Below are 16,706 nucleotides of genomic sequence, written 5' to 3'. Positions count from 1 at the left end.
GGCTACGAGCCTACCCGTCACCTCTGACACTCAGCGCGATCTTTAAATGCCCTTGGATCCGCCCCTCGCCCGGCACCCGGCCCGGCACCCCGCTCAGCGCCCGGTGAGCACCCGCACGGCACCCGGTACGCAGGTGGCGGTGAGCGGCAGCGCGCCCAGCGGTTCGCCGTCCGCGTACGCCGTGACCCCGGCCGCCGCCAGCCCGATCGAGGAGACCCGGTGCACGGTGACGGCGGGGTGGCTCAGATGCGTGCCCCGGTAGACCTTCGGGAAGACCTTGAGCAGCGTGGTTCGGGTGCACTCCCCCACCACGGTCACGTCGAAGAGCCCGTCGTCCATCTCGGCGTCGGCGCAGATCCGCATGCCCCCGCCGTACGTGGTCCCGTTGCCCACCGCGATGAGCGTGGCCTCGATCTCGCGGGCCTCTCCCCCGTCGAGCCGGATCCGGTACGGGATCGGCCTGAAGGCGGCCAGTTCGGCGAGGATCGCGAGGTCGTACGTGAACCGTCCGCCGACGAAGCGCATCCGGTTGCCCCGGTCGTTGACCCGGGAGTCGAACCCGGAGGCGAGGACGGAGCCGAACCATCGGTCCCCGACCCGGCCGAGGTCGATGTCGCGGTGGCCGCCCTCCTTGAGCGCGCGTGCGGCCAGCCGTCCGGCGGCGGCCGGGTCGCGGATCGGCAGCCCCAGCGCGCGGGCGAAGTCGTTGCCGGTGCCGACGGCGACGACGCCCAGCGGCGTACTCGTCCCCGCGACGGCCTGGAGGGCGAGGGACATCAGCCCGTCCCCGCCCACGGCTATCAGTGCCCCGGTCCCCGCCGCGACGGCCTCGCGGGCCCGGCGCAGGGCGTCGTCGGCATCCTCGCCCAGCACCGTACGGACGGAGAATCCGGCGTCCCGCAACGCGGAAGCGGCCGGCTGCGCGGCGTGCGCGCCCCGGCCGCGTCCTGCGGTGGGATTGACGAAGAGGGTGATCTCGCTGGTCACCCGCCGGACCCTACAAGGTCAGGTGATGTCGTCGTAACCGTTGAGCCGCTGTGATCCGGATCCGTCCGCCTCACCGGATGCCTGCTCCGGAAGCGCCCGGCGCGGGGCCGCGACAGGCTCCACACCTTCGACGGGCTCGGGCGTCAGATCGAGATCCGAAGCCTCGTCGTCGCTGAGCTCGGCGTCGGGGTTGTTGCGGTTGCGGCGCTTGTCGTTCAGCAGGGAGAAGCCGACGGCGATGAAGTAGAGGAGCGCGAGCGGACCGGCCAGCAGCAGCATCGAGATGGGCTCGCCGCCTGGGGTGGCGATGGCCGCGAAGGCGGTGAGGCCGACGATCATGCCGCGCCACCAGGTGAGCATCCGCTTCCCGGAGACGATGCCTGTCATGTTCAGCGCGATGAGCAGCAGGGGCAGCTCGAAGGCGAGCCCGAAAACGATCACCATGCGGACGAGCAGATCCAGATAGCTGTCGAGCCCGATCTGGTTCTGCACATCGTCGGGGCTGAACCCGAGCATGATCTCGGCGGTCTGCGGCAGGATCGCGTAGGCGAGGTACGCGCCGCCGGCGAAGAGCGGTGCGCCGACGACCGCGAAGGCATAGGCATAACGCTTCTCGCCCTTGTGCAGACCCGGAGCGACGAACGCCCAGAGCTGGTAGAGCCAGACCGGGGTCGCCAGCAGGACACCGGACATCAGCGCGACCTTGAGCGCGTTGGTGAACGGTCCGATCAGGGTGTCCGTCTTCAGCAGCGCACAGGACTTGCCGTCGACGGTGGTGACCACGCCGTTCTTGCAGCCGACGGACTCCTGGATGGGAGCCAGAAGGAACTCGTAGATCTCCTTCTGGTAGAACGCCGCCACGATCATCACCACGATGATCGCCAGCACGGCCTTCAGCAGCCGGTTACGCAGCTCACGCAGGTGATCGAGGAGGGGCATCCGCCCTTCGTCGTCCTTCTCCTGCTTGCGGGCAGACTTGAGCAACCCACTTCCCTCGTCTCGTGCGGCGGCTGTCGGCGGAGCGCGTCAGCGGTCAGCTCTGGGTGGTGGGCTTGGCCTCGTTGACCGGGCGGGAGCTGGTGACGTCTCCCGGGGCGGCCTGGATGGTGCGCGCGGTGGTGGACTGCGGGGGGACCGTGTCGTCGACGGTCTCCGTGGTGGGAGTCGCGGTCGCCGCGTCGTCCTTCTTCATGGCCTTGGCCTCGCTCTTGAGGATGCGGGCCGACTTGCCGAGCGAACGCGCCATGTCGGGAAGCTTCTTGGCACCGAAGAGCAGCAGGATGACCGCGATGATCAGAACGATCTCGAGGGGCTTCAGATTGCCGATCATGTGCGACTTCCTTCTCACTGAGGCGGCTGGAGGGTGGGCTCGCTACCCGTTCGACCGGGCATACGTCCGATCGTTGCGCTTGGCAGCGATCGTAACCCGCGGGAGTAAACGCGAGGCAATGCCCGTGCGTACTCCGGCTTGCGGCCCGCACCTCCCTGCCTGGGCCGACCCATGCAGCGTACCCCCCGGTGCTGTCGAACATCAGGCCCCCGGGCCCGCTATCGCAGGCCGTCACCGGTGGCCGCGAGGCGGGTGGCTGCCCGTTCCAGGTCCTCCGACGCCCGGTTGATCCGCTCGGTGGTGACCGTGACCTGGCGGCCGAGACGCCGAGCCTCGACGAAGACCTTGATGCCGAGGACACCGAGCACGGCGATGCCCAGGAATCCGAGGGCGATGGCGAGCATGGGCCAGAACATACGGCGGTGCCTCTTCCTACGGGCTTCCCGCGGGCGCCGTGGTCGGACGCCACAGGGGGCGGGCGCTACAGGGCGGTGTGCAGGCGCAGGGTCCGCACGCCGCCGCCGGTGAGCAGTTCGATGATGCGCTCCCCGGCCGGTTTACGGACCGAGGCGCCGCACTCGGGACAGGTGAAGGTGTAGAAGGTGGTGCGGCGGGTGGCGCCGATCGCCAGGCGCAGTGCGGCGGCGGCCAGCTCGAAGCGCCCGCGGCAGTCGGGGCAGGCGGCCCGGAAGCGTACGGCGGCGGGCACCGGTACGGGTACGGGACCGGTGCTGCTGCCGGGCAGGGGAGCCGGGCGTATCCCGGTGGCGGGCAGAGCCTCCGGGCGGGCTCCGTCGGCGGCCGGAAACAGGGTCGTCCGGTTCATCGTCGTCTCCCTCCCCGGGCCCTCAGACCGCGTCCTCGTAGGCGGCGAGCGCCTCGCGGGCGGCCGCGCGGGCGCTGTCCGCGAGCTCCGGCGGGGTGACGATGCGGCCGTCGCCGCCGAGGCGCAGGGCGAGCCGGCGCAGCGAGGCCGGATCCGGTGTGCGCAGGGTGATCCGCAGGCCGCCGTCGGGGAGTTCCTCGGCGGAGTCGTGCGGGTAGTACTCGGCGACCCAGCGGCCGCCGGTGCCGACCTCGATCACGACCTCCGGGTCCTCGGCGGCGGGCTGGACCAACCCCGCGGACAGGTCGCGCAGCTCCAGCTCGGGCGGGGCGGCGGGGGCGTCGAGGAGGCGGATCTCGGCGACCCGGTCCAGCCGGAAGGTCCGGCGGGCCTCGGAGAGCCGGCACCAGCCCTCCATGTAGGTGTGGCCGACGGCGAAGAGCCGGATCGGGTCGACCTCGCGCTCGGTGAGTTCGTCACGGGCGGGCGAGTAGTAGCGCAGCCAGAGCCGGCGGCGCTCGGAGATGGCCCGGTCGACGTCGGCGAAGACGCCTCCCTCGGCCTCGAAGGTCACCGAGAGCCGGGAGCTGGCCGCGCCGGACTCGCCGGCGGCCGTCTCCAGCTTGGCGGTGGCGCGGACGAGGGCCAGCCGGTCGCTCTCGCGCAGGCCGGGCAGGGTGGCGACGGCGCGGGCGGCGACGAGCAGCGCGGTGGCCTCGTCGGCGGCGAGCCGGAGCGGCTCGGCGACGTCGTCCGGGTTGTGCCACCAGATGCGGTCGCCGTCGGTGTCGATGTCGAGGAGGTCGCCGCCGCGGAAGCTGGTGCCGCACATGGGCAGGACGTCGAGGTCCGAGATCAGCTCGTCCTCGGTGATCCCGAAGGCCCGTGCCACGTCCTGGACGTGGGCGCCGGGGCGCTCGCGCAGATACGTCACCAGGGACAGCATCCGGCGGGTCTGGTCGATCGCGTTCGTGGCCATCGTTTCCCTGTCCCTAGTCCTTGGCCACGGCGCGGAGCCGGTCCACCACGTCGGCCCGCAGATCGGCGGGTTCCTCCACGACGACGTCCGGGCCGAACTCGACGAGCCAGGCGTCGAGGCCGTGTCCGTACGGGATCTCCAGCTCGTCCCAGCCGTCGCCGCGTTCCCGGACGGCGCTCGCGCGCGACCGCAGCGGGTAGCCGGCTCCGACGCGGAGCCTGATCCGGGCGGTCCGGGTCGCGGTCTCCCCGGCCCAGCTCTCGACGGTCTCGCGGACGGTGACCGCGTCGGGCACCTCGGCGCTGAAGGCTCCGGCGCGGGAGCGGACCTTGCCGGTGATGCGGGAGAGCCGGAAGACGCGTTCGGCGCCGCGCTCGCGGTCCCAGCCGGCCAGATACCAGTGGCCGCGCCAGCATTCGAGGGTCCAGGGTTCGACCTGGCGCTGTTCGGCGCGGGCGGAGTTGGCCTTGCGGTAGTCGAAGGTGACGGGGCGGCGGTCGCGGCAGGCCAGCATCAGGGGCTCGAAGGCGGCCTCGTGGACGGGGATGCGGGGTTCGAGGGCGCTGTGCACCTCGTAGGCGTCCTCGGCCTCGGGCATTCCGGCGGCGCGCAGCTTCTGCAGGGCGCCGCTGGCGGCTCCGGCGAGGCGGGCCTGCTGCCAGACCTTGGCGGCGAGACCGAGGGCGGCGGCCTCCTCGGCGTCCAGGGTGATGGGGGGCAGTCGGTTGCTGTCGCGGCGGGCCAGGTAGCCGGTGTCGCCGTCGAGGTTCTCCACGGTCTCGATGACGAGGCCGAGTTCGCGCAGATCGTCCTTGTCGCGCTCGAACATCCGGTTGAAGGAGTCGTCGGAGCCCGCTTCGAGGTAGGCCTCGATGGATCCGCGGAGTTCGCGCTTGCTGAGCGGGCGCCGGGTCCCCAGCAGGCACAGCGCGAGGTTCATCAACCGCTCGGCCTTGGCAATCGCCATCGACGCCCTTTCTCTTGTTGCTCTACGACCGCCGACCGTACCGCCCCCGGGGTGTCGGGACCAAAGCCGGACCGCGGTCCGCCGAGCGGTGGAGGGCGCCGCCGGACAGCGATGAGGGCCCCCGCCGTGCGGCGGGGGCCCTCATGCGCAGAACCGGAACGGATCAGACCGCGACGAGGTCGCAGACGAAGATCAGCGTCTCACCGGGGGCGATCTTGCCGCCGGCGCCGCGGTCGCCGTAGGCGAGGTGCGCGGGGATGGTCAGCTGGCGACGGCCGCCGACCTTCATGCCCTGAACGCCCTTGTCCCAGCCGGCGATGACCTGGCCGCCACCGAGCCGGAACTGCAGCGGGGTGCCGCGGTTCCAGGAGCTGTCGAACTCCTCGCCGGTGGAGAAGGACACGCCCACGTAGTGGACGGAGACGTCCTGGCCGGCCTGGGCCACCGCGCCGTCGCCCTCCCAGATGTCCTTGATCTCCAGATCGGCCGGCGGCTCGCCGCCCGGGAAGTCGACCTCGGGCTTCTCGATGCTCACTGCGCTGCTCCTAAAAGAATCGTGGGGACAAACCCCACAAGTCTTGCACGGGTCGCCCCGTCGCTCAGACAGTACCGAGGATGTCGACGACGAAGACCAGGTTGTTCTTGGCGAGCTGGCTCGACGGGTCGGCGCCGTAGGCCTGGTTCGGCGGGATGGTCAGCAGGACGCGGTCGCCGACGTGCTTGCCGACGAGACCCTTGTCCCAGCCCTGGATGACACCGCCGACACCGATCGGGAAGGCGCTCGCGCCACCGTGGTCCCAGGAGGAGTCGAACTTCTCGCCGTCCTCCCACTTCACGCCGGTGTACTGGACGACCAGGCCCTCACCGGCCTTGACCGCGGCTCCGTCGCCCTTGATCAGCACCTGCTCCTGAAGGTCCTTCGGAGCCTTCTCACCCTTGGGGATGGTGATCGTCGCGGCCTTCTGCGAGGCGGCCTTCACCTCGGGCATCCCGGCCTCGCTCGCGGCCTGGGTCCCCTTCGCCTCGCCCTTCTTGTCGACCTTCTTGGCGTTGACGATGTCGACGACCCAGACCAGCGGGTCGGTGGGCTTGATGCCGGACTGCGGGTTCAGCTGATCGCCGACGATCGCCTGGGCCGTGCCCTCGACCTGGACCCGGCTGCCGACCTTGCGGCCGGCCAGCGCGTCCGCGACCTTGGTCGGCAGCATCTGACCCTGCTGGCCGACCTCCTGCACGACCTGGGCGCGCGGGGCCTTCGGGTCGGCGCCCTGCCGCTGGGCCCAGGTGGAGCCGAGGGCCTCGATGTTGCCGGCGAAGTCCAGACGGACGATGTCGCCCTTCTTCACCTCGGCGCCGTCACCGGTCGAGACGTCGTCCGCGACGACCTCGTCGGCCACCTTGGCGTCCTTGGCGATCTCGATCTTGGGCTCGGCACCGAACTTCCCGGTCACCTCGGCGACGGGTCCCGACTTCTTCGGTGCGGCGTCGTCCTTGGAATCGGAACCGCAGGCGGCGGCAGTGATCAACAGAGCGGGCACGACCAGTACGGCGGTGGCTCGCCGGGCAGTTTTCGTGGGGATCATCAGTCCAACTCGCGTAGGGGGGCTCCGGGCACTCCCGCCACTCTACGACTTCGCCCCAGCGGCATCACGGGTCCCGACACGGCTGTACGCCGGGGCTGGTCCGCCCCGGCGTACAATGTGTCCCTTTTCCCGCGGGCCCCCCGCGAATGCCCCGCGAATGCCCCGCGGGCGGGCCCGGTCACATGCCCGCGATCAGCTTCTCCACCCTCTCGTCCACGGAACGGAACGGGTCCTTGCACAGCACCGTGCGCTGCGCCTGGTCGTTGAGCTTGAGGTGGACCCAGTCGACGGTGAAGTCCCGCCGCTGCTCCTGGGCCCGGCGGATGAAGTCGCCGCGCAGCCGCGCCCGGGTGGTCTGCGGGGGCACCGACTTGCCCTCGAAGATCTTCAGGTCGTTGCAGATGCGGGCGGTCTGCCCCTTGCGCTCCAGGAGGTAGAAGAGCCCTCGGCGGCGGTGGATGTCGTGGTAGGCGAGGTCTATCTGGGCGACCCGTGGGTTCGACATGGTCATGTTGTGCTTGGCCCGGTACCGCTCGATGAGCTTGTACTTCATGACCCAGTCGATCTCGGTGTCGATCCGGTCGAGGTCCTCGGCCTCGATCGCGTCCAGGGTGCGGCCCCACAGCTCCAGGACCTGGTCGACGTGGCCGGTGCGGATGCCCCGGCGCTCGACGAAGTCCACGGCCTTCTCGTAGTACTCCCGCTGCACCTCGATGGCCGAGGCCTCCCGGCCGCTGGCCAGGCGCACCTTGCGCTGCCCTGTGAGGTCGTGGCTGACCTCGCGGATCGCCCGGATCGGGTTCTCCAGGGTCAGGTCGCGCATCACCGTGCCCGCCTCGATCATGCGGAGCACCAGGTCGGTGGCGCCGACCTTGAGCAGCATGGTCGTCTCGGACATGTTGGAGTCACCGACGATGACGTGGAGACGGCGGTACCGCTCGGCGTCGGCGTGGGGTTCGTCGCGGGTGTTGATGATCGGCCGGGAGCGGGTGGTCGCGGAGCTGACGCCCTCCCAGATGTGCTCGGCACGCTGGCTGACGCAGTAGACCGCGCCGCGCGGGGTCTGGAGCACCTTGCCCGCGCCGCAGATCAGCTGCCTGGTGACGAGGAACGGAATGAGGATGTCCGCGAGCCGGGAGAATTCTCCGTGCCGGGCCACGAGGTAGTTCTCGTGGCAGCCGTAGGAGTTTCCCGCCGAGTCGGTGTTGTTCTTGAAGAGATAGACGTCGCCCGCGATTCCCTCCTCGTGCAGGCGGCGTTCGGCGTCGACGAGCAGGCCTTCGAGAATGCGCTCGCCCGCCTTGTCGTGCGTGACCAGTTCGGTCACGTTGTCGCATTCGGGGGTTGCATATTCCGGATGCGATCCCACGTCGAGGTAGAGGCGGGCGCCGTTCCGCAGAAAGACGTTGCTGCTGCGGCCCCATGACACAACACGGCGGAAGAGGTAGCGCGCCACTTCGTCAGGTGACAGTCGGCGCTGTCCCCTGAACGTGCACGTGACGCCGTACTCGTTCTCCAGCCCGAAAATGCGGCGGTCCATGACTGAACATTACGCCTTATGGCCCGAGCTGAAACCGGGTTCGACGGCACCGTTTCGATCATTTTCCGATCCCGTCACGACGGCGGCCGTACGGGCGGGAGCCGCCAGCACCCTCCCGGTGGACAGGAGAACCACCAGGGCCGCCACTCCCCCGGCCCCCGCCACGGCGAAGCTCCAGGCGGTCGAGCCGAGTTCGACGGCCGGTCCGGCGGCGGCCGTGCCGGCCGCCGCGCCTACGCCGAACGTGGTGACGAGCCAGGAGAACGCCTCGGTCACCGTGCCGCGCGGCGCGTGCCGGTCGACCACGATGAAGGAGCAGGCGATGGCCGGTGCGAGGAACACTCCGGCGAGGGCGGCGAAGGCGGTCATGACGGGCACGGAAGGGGTGAGCGTCAGCGGCAGATAGCCCAGCGCCAGCAGCCCGACGATGACCCGCAGCCGCTTCTCCGGCGCACCGGCCCACTGCCGCGCCCCGTACGCCAGACCGCCGATCAGCGCTCCGAGGCCGAGCGCCGCCATCAGCCAGCCGTACACCGACTCCCGGCCGTGGTCGTCGGCGTAGGCCACCCCGGCCACCGTGATGGAACCGAGCGCGAGTCCGACGAAGAAGAACGCGCCGAGCAGGGCGAGGAGTCCGGGCGAGCGCAGGGCGCCGAGCCAGTGCGCCTCGCGAGGTGCGGAGCGCCAGGTGCGCGAGGGCTCGGACAGGACGACCGAGAGCGCGCCGAGGACGCCGATGGCGTTGATGACGAGCAGGGCGGCGGCCGGGGACCAGAGCGAGACGAGCAGCGTCACCAGGAGCGGTCCGACGGTGAACATGATCTCCTGCGCCACGGCGTCCATGGCGTAGGCCCGGTGCACCTGGCCCTCGCCCTTGAGGACGCTGGGCCACAGAGCCCGCAGGCCGCCCTCCAGCGGCGGTGTGGCGACTCCGGCGATGATGACGGCGAGGTAGGCCAGCGGGAGCGAGTCGAGGCCGTTGAGGGCCAGCAGGGCCATGCCGAGCGCGGAGAGCACGGCGGCCGGGAGCTGGACGCGCGGCTGTCCGTAGAGATCCACCGCGCGGCCGAGCAGCGGCTGCCCGACGGCGGTGGCCAGACCGTACGCGGCGGCGAGCGCGCCGGCCAGGGTGTAGCTGCCGCCCTCCGCCCGGGTGAACAGCACGATCGCGATGTGCGCGGTGCCGTTGGGCAGCCGCCCCACCAGGGTGCCCGTCAGCAGCCGGGCGGCATGCCGCGCCCGGAGGATGTCCAGATATCCCGCGGCCATTCCCGCCCCTCTCCGCCCCGGCCGACCGTGCCGCCCACCGAGGTGTTACGTATAACGTCGAGGCTCATACGTACCATGTGCGCAGTTCGCGGGTCCACCTCGCGGCGTTACGGAACATCCCGCACGGAGGCACGAGTGACCAGCGCGCAGCAGCCCGTCCCCGCCCGGCCCACCAGCCGTGACGTGGCCCGTGCGGCGGGCGTCTCCCAGGCGACGGTCTCGCTGGTGCTCGGGGGGAAGTGGCCGGGCAGAGTGTCGGAGGTCACCGCCCAGCGGGTCCGGGACGCGGCGGCGGAGCTCGGCTACCGGCCCAATCTGGCGGCCCGCAGTCTGCGGCTCGGCAGCACCAGGACGGCGCTGCTGGTGGTTCCGGCGCTCACCAACGAGTTCTTCGCGCGGGTGTACGCCGGGGCGGCGGCGCTCGCCGCCGAGCACGACTTCGGCGTGGTGCTCTACCCCTCGCCCGACGGCACGGGACCGGCCCGGGATCCCTTCGCCTCGGCCCGCGCGGCGCTGGACGGGGTCATCGCGTCCTCGATGGCCGCCGACGCGCTGGGCGCGCTGCACGGGGCGGATCTGCCGCTGGTGATGCTGGACAGCGACCCTTCGGACACCGGGCCCGCCGCCCATGTGAACCTCGACATCGCGGACGGGATGCGGCAGGTGACGAACCATCTGCTGGGCCTCGGCCACCGCCGCTTCCTGCATCTGGCGTCCGCCGTGGACACCTGGACGTTCGCGGTGCGTGCCGGGGCGCTGCACGACGCGCTGGGCGCGGCGGGGGACGCGACGGTGCGCACGGTGCGGGCCCCGCTGGACGTACGGGCGGGGCGCGAGGCGGTGGAACAGGCGCTGGCAGCCACCGGGGCCCGGCCCACCGCGATCGTCTGCGACGACGATGTCCTGGCCGCCGGCGCCTGCAAGGCGGCCCGCAGACTCGGGCTGCGGGTGCCGGACGAGCTGTCGGTCACCGGATTCGACGACCTGGCGCTGGCCACCGCGCTGGAACCGGAGCTGACCACGGTGCGGCTGCCGGCCGAGCAGGTCGGCGAGCGGGGCATGGAGGCGCTGCTCGCTGTGCTGGACGGCCGCCCCGCCCGGCCGGGCGGTCTGCCGGTCCGCCTCGTCGTACGCGGCTCCACGGCGCCGCCGCCCGCCGCCCGGACATGACGGTGCCCCCGGGCAGCGGCCCGGGGGCACCCGAGGTGCTGCCTACTTCTCCGTCTCCTCCGCGGAGCCGGACGCGCCGCCGGTGTCCGTATCGGTGGAGTCGCCGTCCTCGGCGTCGGACGGGGCGTCCGTGGGCGTGCTGGCCGCGGCTTCCGTGTCCAGCAGCCGGGCCAGCTGACGGCCGACGATCCGCTTGAACTTGCGCTGCTGGGGGCGGGTGCGGTCCAGGACCGCGACCTCCAGCCGCTCCGCGGGGATCTCCCGCTCGCCACCGCCCGGCTCCCGTGAGAGCGCCTGGACGGCCAGCTTGAGCGCCTCGGCGAGGGTCATGCCGTCGCGGTGGCGCTGGTCGAGGAAGCTGCTGATCTGTTCGGCGTTGCCGCCGACCGCGACCGAGCCGTGCTCGTCCACGATCGAACCGTCGTGCGGCAGCCGGTAGATCTGGTCGCCCTCGGCCTCGCTGCCGACCTCGGCGACCACCAGCTCCACCTCGTACGGCTTCTCGGCCGCACTGGAGAAGATGGTGCCGAGCGTCTGGGCGTAGACGTTGGCCAGCCCACGGGCCGTCACATCGTCGCGGTCGTAGGTGTATCCGCGCAGATCGGCGTAGCGCACACCGCCGATGCGGAGGTTCTCGTACTCGTTGTACTTGCCGGCGGCCGCGAAGCCGATCCGGTCATAGATCTCGCTGAACTTGTGCAGCGCACGGGACGGGTTCTCGCCGACGAACACAATGCCGTCGGCATACTGCAGCACAACGAGGCTGCGACCACGGGCGATGCCCTTGCGGGCGTATTCCGCCCGGTCGGCCATGGCCTGCTGGGGTGAGACATAGAACGGCGTCGACACCGGCTATCCGTCCCTTTCTGTCAGTGACGAGTGCGTCTGGGGAGGCTCGGGGTCCGGATCAGAGCAGCGCGGCGCGCGGGCCGTCGGGCTGCTCGAGTCGGCGTTCCAGGACGGAGCGCGCGATCTCGGCGGACTCCTGGTCGGTCAGCCTCCGGAAACCCTCGTCGGTGATGACGGTGAGGATCGGGTAGATGCGGCGGGCCACGTCCGGGCCGCCGGTCGCCGAGTCGTCGTCCGCCGCGTCGTACAGCGCCTGTACGACCAGGGTGAGGGCCTGATCCTGCGTCAGGTCCTCGCGGTAGAGCTTCTTCATGGCGTTACGGGCGAAGATCGACCCGGAGCCGGTGGCGGCGTAGCCGGTCTCCTCGGAGCGGCCGCCGGTGACGTCGTAGGAGAAGATGCGGCCCTTGTCGCGGTCGACGTCGTAACCCGCGAAGAGGGGCACCACGGCAAGGCCCTGCATGGCCATGGCGAGGTTGCTGCGGATCATGGTGGAGAGCCGGTTGGCCTTGCCCTCCAGGGAGAGCTGGGCGCCCTCGACCTTCTCGAAGTGCTCCAGCTCCAGCTGGAACAGCTTGACCATCTCCACGGCCAGTCCGGCGGTGCCGGCGATGCCCACCGCCGAGTACTCGTCGGCCGGGAAGACCTTCTCGATGTCGCGCTGCGCGATCATGTTGCCCATGGTGGCGCGCCGGTCACCGGCCAGGACCACACCGCCCGGGAAGGACGCCGAGACGATGGTCGTCCCGTGCGGCGCCTCGATGGCCCCCTGGAGCGGCGGAAGGCTCCGGTTGCCCGGGAGCATCTCGGGCGACTGGTCGGACAGGAAGTCCATGAACGAGGACGAACCCGGCGTCAGGAAGGCAGCTGGTAGACGCCCGGTGCTACGAGTGTTGGCTTCCACGCGTTTCCCTCCAGGTATGCGATGGCCCTGCGCAAGAAAGTCAGGATCATCCCCCAACTTGCCGATGGCCGAATTGCAGTTGAAGCAAGTAGCTACGCCACGGACCCTACCCGCCCGGCGGGAGTGATCCACATGTTCGGCGGGGGTTATCCGCACCGATCCGGCGGGGCCGGAAAACGACCCCCGGGTCGGCGGGCAGGGTGACGGCGCACGCCGTGGCGGGCACCGTCACCCCTCCCCCGTTACTCACCGTTCACACTGGTGAACTACTGCCCACCCTTTTGAACAAATGACCTCACGAAATCCTCGGCGTTCTCTTCGAGGACGTCGTCGATCTCGTCCAGAACCGAGTCGACATCGTCGCTCAGCTTCTCCTGGCGTTCCGCGAGGTCCTCGGACGCCTGCGCGTCCTGCGCCTGCTCCTCGACCTCCTCGGTGGAACGCGTCGCCTTCTGCTGTCCGCCGCCGGTGTCCTTGGTCGCCATGTAGCTCACCCCGCTCGGTTCGAAGCAATCGAAGCTCTTGATCAGACCCTACCCACGGGGTCCGACATTTGGCCCGGTAGTTGTTCAACGTCCGGGCCTCGGGTGATTGATTCCCAGCCCGGAGGCCTTTCAGCCGCCCGACAGCGTCCGGACCAGCTCTTCCGCCGTACGGCAGCGGTCCAGCAGGTCCTTGACGTGTTCCTTCGTCCCGCGCAGCGGCTCCAGGGTGGGCACCCGCTGCAGCGAGTCGCGGTCCGGCAGGTCGAAGATCACCGAGTCCCAGGAGGCCGCCGCCACGTCGTCGGCGTACTGCTCCAGGCAGCGGCCCCGGAAGTAGGCCCTGGTGTCCTCCGGAGGCTTTGCACGGGCCCTGGTGACGTCGTCCTCGTCCAGGAGGCGCTTCATCTTCCCGCGGGCCGCCAGACGGTTGTAGAGGCCCTTGTCGGGCCGCACGTCCGCGTACTGGAGGTCCACGAGATGCAGCCGAGGGGCGTCCCAGTCCAGCGAATCGCGGCGGCGGTAGCCCTCCATGAGCTCCCGCTTGGCGATCCAGTCCAGCTCGCCCGACAGGCTCATCGGATCCGTCTCCAGCCGGTTGAGGGTGTCCTCCCAGCGGGTCAGGATGTCCTTGGTCTGCTCGTCGGCGTCCGCGCCGTACCGCTCGTCGACGTACTTGCGGGCCAGCTCGAAGTACTCCATCTGCAGCTGGACCGCGGTGAGTGTCCGGCCGCTGCGGAGCGTGATCAGCTGCCGCAGTTCCGGGTCGTGCGAGACCTGGTGCAGGGTGCGTACGGGCTGGTCGACCGCGAGGTCGACGTTGATGAAGGCGTCTTCGATCATGGACAGCACCAGGGACGTGGTGCCGAGCTTGAGATAGGTGGAGATCTCCGAGAGGTTGGCATCGCCGATGATCACATGGAGCCGGCGGTACTTCTCCGCGTCGGAGTGGGGCTCGTCCCGGGTGTTGATGATGGGTCGCTTGAGCGTGGTCTCCAGACCGACCTCGACCTCGAAGTAGTCGGCGCGCTGACTGATCTGGAAGCCGTGCTCATGGCCGTCCTGGCCGATGCCGACACGGCCCGCGCCCGTGACGACCTGGCGCGAGACGAAGAACGGCGTCAGATGGCGCACGATGTCCGAGAACGGCGTCTCCCGCTGCATGAGGTAGTTCTCGTGCGTGCCGTAGGAGGCGCCCTTGTTGTCGGTGTTGTTCTTGTAGAGGTGGATCGGCTGGGCGCCGGGGATGGCGGCCGCCCGCTCGGCGGCCTCCGCCATGATCCGTTCGCCGGCCTTGTCCCAGAGCACCGCGTCACGCGGATTGGTGATCTCCGGGGAGCTGTATTCGGGGTGCGCGTGGTCGACGTACAGCCGGGCGCCGTTGGTGAGGATGACATTGGCCAGGCCGATGTCCTCGTCGGTGAGCTGGCTGGAGTCGGCGGTCTCACGGGCGAGGTCGAAGCCTCGCGCGTCGCGCAGCGGGTTCTCCTCCTCGAAGTCCCAGCGGGCGCGTCGCGCCCGGTGCATCGCCGCCGCGTAGGCGTTCACGATCTGGGACGAGGTGAGCATGGCATTGGCGTTGGGGTGGCCGGGGACGGAGATCCCGTACTCCGTCTCGATGCCCATTACTCGCCGTACGGTCATGCGGCCCTCCTTGCCCGGCGTCGGTCCCGTCCGGGAGCGACGCTCAAGTACCGCTGCTGTGTCCGGTGCGTGTGCGGTGCCCGTCACCGCACTGCGCGACTCGGCGGTACCGCAGAGCCTAGAGCGCCTCTGCGCCGGTGGGGAGCTCCATTACGACATTGTTCCGGCATGGCCGGAACGGGGGAATGCAACCGGCTGCGGAGGCCCCTGAGGACTTCCGCAGCCGGTCCGCGTATTACAGGTACTGGCCGGTATTGGCCACCGTATCGATGGAGCGTCCGGTGTCCGCGCCCTGCTTTCCGGTGACGAGTGTGCGGATGAAGACGATCCGCTCACCCTTCTTACCGGAAATCCTGGCCCAGTCGTCCGGGTTGGTGGTGTTCGGCAGGTCCTCGTTCTCCTTGAACTCGTCCACGCAGGCCTGCAGGAGATGAGCCACCCGCAGCCCCTTCTGGCCCTGTTCCAGGAATGCCTTGATGGCCATTTTCTTTGCCCGGTCGACGATGTTCTGAATCATCGCGCCGGAGTTGAAGTCCTTGAAGTACAGGACTTCCTTGTCGCCGTTGGCGTACGTGACCTCGAGGAAGCGGTTCTCCTCGGACTCCGTGTACATCCGCTCCACGACCGACTGGATCATGGCGTGGGCGGCGGCCTCCCGCGAGCCGGTGTGCTCGGAGAGGTCGTCCGCGTGCAGCGGGAGCGACGGGGTCAGGTACTTCGCGAAGATGTCCTTCGCCGCCTCGGCGTCCGGACGCTCGATCTTGATCTTCACGTCGAGACGGCCGGGGCGCAGGATGGCGGGGTCGATCATGTCCTCGCGGTTGGAGGCGCCGATGACGATGACGTTCTCCAGGCCCTCCACCCCGTCGATCTCGGCGAGCAGCTGCGGGACGATGGTGTTCTCCACGTCCGAGCTGACGCCGCTGCCGCGGGTGCGGAAGAGGGATTCCATCTCGTCGAAGAAGACGATGACGGGGGTACCCTCGCTCGCCTTCTCCCGCGCACGCTGGAAGACCAGGCGGATGTGCCGCTCGGTCTCGCCGACGTACTTGTTGAGGAGCTCGGGGCCCTTGATATTGAGGAAGTAGCTCTTCCCCGCGGGCTGCCCGGTGACCTCGGCGACCTTCTTGGCGAGCGAATTGGCGACGGCCTTGGCGATGAGGGTCTTGCCACAGCCGGGCGGTCCGTAGAGCAGGATGCCCTTCGGCGGGCGCAGCTCGTGTTCCTTGAAGAGGTCGGGGTGCAGATACGGAAGCTCGACCGCGTCGCGGATCAGCTCGATCTGGTCGCCCAGGCCGCCGATCTTGTCGTAGTCGATGTCCGGGACCTCTTCGAGGACGAGCTCCTCGACCTCGCTCTTGGGCACCACCTCGTAGACGTAACCCGACCTGGAGTCCAGGAGCAGGGCGTCGCCGGCGCGGATGGTGATGTCCAGCAGCGGCTCGGCGAGCCGCACCACCCGCTCCTCGTCGGTGTGCCCGACCACCAGGGCACGCTCGCCGTCCTCGAGGATCTCCTTGAGGGTGACGATGTCCCCGGCCCGCTCGAACTCCATGGCCTCGACCACGTTGAGCGCTTCGTTGAGCATGACCTCCTGGCCACGCCGGAGGTCCTCGAGCTCGACACTGGGGCTGACGTTCACCCGGAGCTTGCGGCCCCCGGTGAAGATGTCGCAGGTGCCGTCCTCGTTGGCCTGCAGGAAGACGCCGAAGCCGGCCGGCGGCTGCGCGAGCCGGTCGACCTCTTCCTTGAGGGCCACGATCTGGTCACGCGCCTCACGGAGCGTGTTGGCGAGCCGCTCGTTCTGTGCGGACACGCCTGCCAGGTTCGTCTGCAACTCGACGATCCGCTCTTCGAGAATCCTCGTATGACGCGGAGAGTCGGCGAGCTTACGTCGCAGGACGGCGATTTCCTGCTCGAGATAGGCAACCTGGCCGGCTGGGTCCTCTGACCCTCGCGCGGGCCGGATGCCGCGGTTGATGTCGTCGTCGTGGGCTGCCACGGTCCTCACCTCCTCCATGGGGAGCTGGACGCTTCCTGACCCTACCTGGGTGGGTGGTGATTGAAACCCCTAGATCACAAAGACTGCGGGGTGTGTCCGATCTTCACCCTTGCGCTCTCCCTCACGTCAAGGGAATACCCACCCTTCGGCACCGGAAAGCCGCCGGTTGTATCG

General features: G+C 69.8%; 17 protein-coding genes and 1 pseudogene. 1 reads left to right on the top strand and 17 read right to left on the bottom strand.

The features are described 5' to 3' along the window. Nucleotides 1-93: 93 nt before the first annotated feature. The 11 genes from AC0VY3_RS12290 to AC0VY3_RS12240 all read right to left on the bottom strand — a co-directional run bounded on the left by AC0VY3_RS12290 (nt 94) and on the right by AC0VY3_RS12240 (nt 9,481). Nucleotides 94-987 carry a diacylglycerol kinase gene (locus AC0VY3_RS12290; protein WP_103506971.1) on the bottom strand — a complete coding sequence of 298 codons (894 nt, stop codon included), beginning with the start codon at nt 985-987 and terminating at the stop codon, nt 94-96. Nucleotides 988-1,005: 18 nt separating this feature from the next. Continuing rightward, nucleotides 1,006-1,971, bottom strand: a complete 966-nt coding sequence (gene tatC / locus AC0VY3_RS12285; RefSeq protein WP_103506972.1) for a twin-arginine translocase subunit TatC — start codon at nt 1,969-1,971, stop codon at nt 1,006-1,008. 49 nt (nt 1,972-2,020) lie between these two features. Beyond that, a complete protein-coding gene (gene tatA, locus AC0VY3_RS12280) occupies nt 2,021-2,317 on the bottom strand; it encodes a Sec-independent protein translocase subunit TatA (RefSeq protein ID WP_030088270.1) in 297 nt (98 codons plus the stop codon). Nucleotides 2,318-2,535: 218 nt separating this feature from the next. Further along, the gene (locus AC0VY3_RS12275; protein WP_030088268.1) at nt 2,536-2,733 is read right to left on the bottom strand and encodes an SUI1 family translation initiation factor; all 198 of its coding nucleotides are present in this window, start codon (nt 2,731-2,733) and stop codon (nt 2,536-2,538) included. Between the two features lie 65 nt (nt 2,734-2,798). Continuing rightward, nucleotides 2,799-3,143 carry a hypothetical protein gene (locus AC0VY3_RS12270; RefSeq protein WP_181010688.1) on the bottom strand — a complete coding sequence of 115 codons (345 nt, stop codon included), beginning with the start codon at nt 3,141-3,143 and terminating at the stop codon, nt 2,799-2,801. 22 nt (nt 3,144-3,165) lie between these two features. Continuing rightward, nucleotides 3,166-4,122 (bottom strand): helix-turn-helix transcriptional regulator, encoded by a 957-nt coding sequence (locus tag AC0VY3_RS12265; protein ID WP_030583605.1) that lies wholly within the window; start codon nt 4,120-4,122, stop codon nt 3,166-3,168. A gap of 13 nt (nt 4,123-4,135) precedes the next feature. Continuing rightward, nucleotides 4,136-5,089 (bottom strand): helix-turn-helix transcriptional regulator, encoded by a 954-nt coding sequence (locus AC0VY3_RS12260; protein WP_103506973.1) that lies wholly within the window; start codon nt 5,087-5,089, stop codon nt 4,136-4,138. A gap of 163 nt (nt 5,090-5,252) precedes the next feature. Further along, entirely contained in the window at nt 5,253-5,624 is a 372-nt protein-coding gene (locus tag AC0VY3_RS12255; RefSeq protein ID WP_103506974.1) for an FKBP-type peptidyl-prolyl cis-trans isomerase, read from the bottom strand. A 64-nt stretch (nt 5,625-5,688) separates the two neighbouring features. Further along, nucleotides 5,689-6,672 (bottom strand): FKBP-type peptidyl-prolyl cis-trans isomerase, encoded by a 984-nt coding sequence (locus AC0VY3_RS12250; RefSeq protein WP_475549599.1) that lies wholly within the window; start codon nt 6,670-6,672, stop codon nt 5,689-5,691. A gap of 178 nt (nt 6,673-6,850) precedes the next feature. Next, the gene (gene pafA, locus AC0VY3_RS12245; RefSeq protein WP_475549598.1) at nt 6,851-8,212 is read right to left on the bottom strand and encodes a Pup--protein ligase; all 1,362 of its coding nucleotides are present in this window, start codon (nt 8,210-8,212) and stop codon (nt 6,851-6,853) included. A gap of 9 nt (nt 8,213-8,221) precedes the next feature. Continuing rightward, a complete protein-coding gene (locus AC0VY3_RS12240; RefSeq protein ID WP_475549597.1) occupies nt 8,222-9,481 on the bottom strand; it encodes an MFS transporter in 1,260 nt (419 codons plus the stop codon). A 135-nt stretch (nt 9,482-9,616) separates the two neighbouring features. On the opposite strand from AC0VY3_RS12240, the gene AC0VY3_RS12235 reads away from it, so the two are divergent. Further along, nucleotides 9,617-10,651, top strand: a complete 1,035-nt coding sequence (locus tag AC0VY3_RS12235; RefSeq protein WP_103506977.1) for a LacI family DNA-binding transcriptional regulator — start codon at nt 9,617-9,619, stop codon at nt 10,649-10,651. Between the two features lie 42 nt (nt 10,652-10,693). Here the strand turns inward: AC0VY3_RS12235 and prcA are convergent, their stop codons facing one another. From prcA to arc, 6 genes and pseudogenes are all read right to left on the bottom strand, one after another. Continuing rightward, nucleotides 10,694-11,500, bottom strand: a complete 807-nt coding sequence (gene prcA / locus AC0VY3_RS12230; protein WP_103506978.1) for a proteasome subunit alpha — start codon at nt 11,498-11,500, stop codon at nt 10,694-10,696. A 58-nt stretch (nt 11,501-11,558) separates the two neighbouring features. Further along, nucleotides 11,559-12,404 carry a proteasome subunit beta gene (gene prcB, locus AC0VY3_RS12225; protein WP_103506979.1) on the bottom strand — a complete coding sequence of 282 codons (846 nt, stop codon included), beginning with the start codon at nt 12,402-12,404 and terminating at the stop codon, nt 11,559-11,561. Continuing rightward, nucleotides 12,356-12,548: pseudogene (locus AC0VY3_RS12220) on the bottom strand (endonuclease domain-containing protein); the annotation flags it as partial. The pseudogene AC0VY3_RS12220 and the gene prcB, both read right to left, overlap by 49 nt. Before the next feature lie 122 nt (nt 12,549-12,670). Continuing rightward, nucleotides 12,671-12,889, bottom strand: coding sequence for a ubiquitin-like protein Pup (locus AC0VY3_RS12215; RefSeq protein WP_003970166.1), 219 nt, complete (start codon nt 12,887-12,889; stop codon nt 12,671-12,673). A 129-nt stretch (nt 12,890-13,018) separates the two neighbouring features. Next, nucleotides 13,019-14,530: a depupylase/deamidase Dop gene (gene dop / locus AC0VY3_RS12210; protein WP_103506980.1), complete on the bottom strand. Its 1,512-nt coding sequence runs from the start codon at nt 14,528-14,530 to the stop codon at nt 13,019-13,021. 235 nt (nt 14,531-14,765) lie between these two features. Continuing rightward, nucleotides 14,766-16,532, bottom strand: a complete 1,767-nt coding sequence (gene arc / locus AC0VY3_RS12205) for a proteasome ATPase (RefSeq protein WP_030632382.1) — start codon at nt 16,530-16,532, stop codon at nt 14,766-14,768. Nucleotides 16,533-16,706 lie beyond the last annotated feature (174 nt).

This window comes from Streptomyces sp. iso_384 (genome assembly GCF_056172905.1).
Note: the sequence above shows the minus strand (reverse complement) of the source record. Positions and strands in the feature narration are given on the sequence as shown.

Coding starts and splice junctions, on each gene's coding strand:
- AC0VY3_RS12215 (WP_003970166.1), bottom strand. CDS start 12,889: ATGGCGACCAAGGACACCGGCGGCGGACAGCAGAAGGCGACGCGTTCC.
- AC0VY3_RS12260 (WP_103506973.1), bottom strand. CDS start 5,089: ATGGCGATTGCCAAGGCCGAGCGGTTGATGAACCTCGCGCTGTGCCTG.
- tatA (WP_030088270.1), bottom strand. CDS start 2,317: ATGATCGGCAATCTGAAGCCCCTCGAGATCGTTCTGATCATCGCGGTC.
- AC0VY3_RS12270 (WP_181010688.1), bottom strand. CDS start 3,143: ATGAACCGGACGACCCTGTTTCCGGCCGCCGACGGAGCCCGCCCGGAG.
- AC0VY3_RS12250 (WP_475549599.1), bottom strand. CDS start 6,672: ATGATCCCCACGAAAACTGCCCGGCGAGCCACCGCCGTACTGGTCGTG.
- AC0VY3_RS12240 (WP_475549597.1), bottom strand. CDS start 9,481: ATGGCCGCGGGATATCTGGACATCCTCCGGGCGCGGCATGCCGCCCGG.
- AC0VY3_RS12265 (WP_030583605.1), bottom strand. CDS start 4,122: ATGGCCACGAACGCGATCGACCAGACCCGCCGGATGCTGTCCCTGGTG.
- AC0VY3_RS12275 (WP_030088268.1), bottom strand. CDS start 2,733: ATGTTCTGGCCCATGCTCGCCATCGCCCTCGGATTCCTGGGCATCGCC.
- dop (WP_103506980.1), bottom strand. CDS start 14,530: ATGACCGTACGGCGAGTAATGGGCATCGAGACGGAGTACGGGATCTCC.
- pafA (WP_475549598.1), bottom strand. CDS start 8,212: ATGGACCGCCGCATTTTCGGGCTGGAGAACGAGTACGGCGTCACGTGC.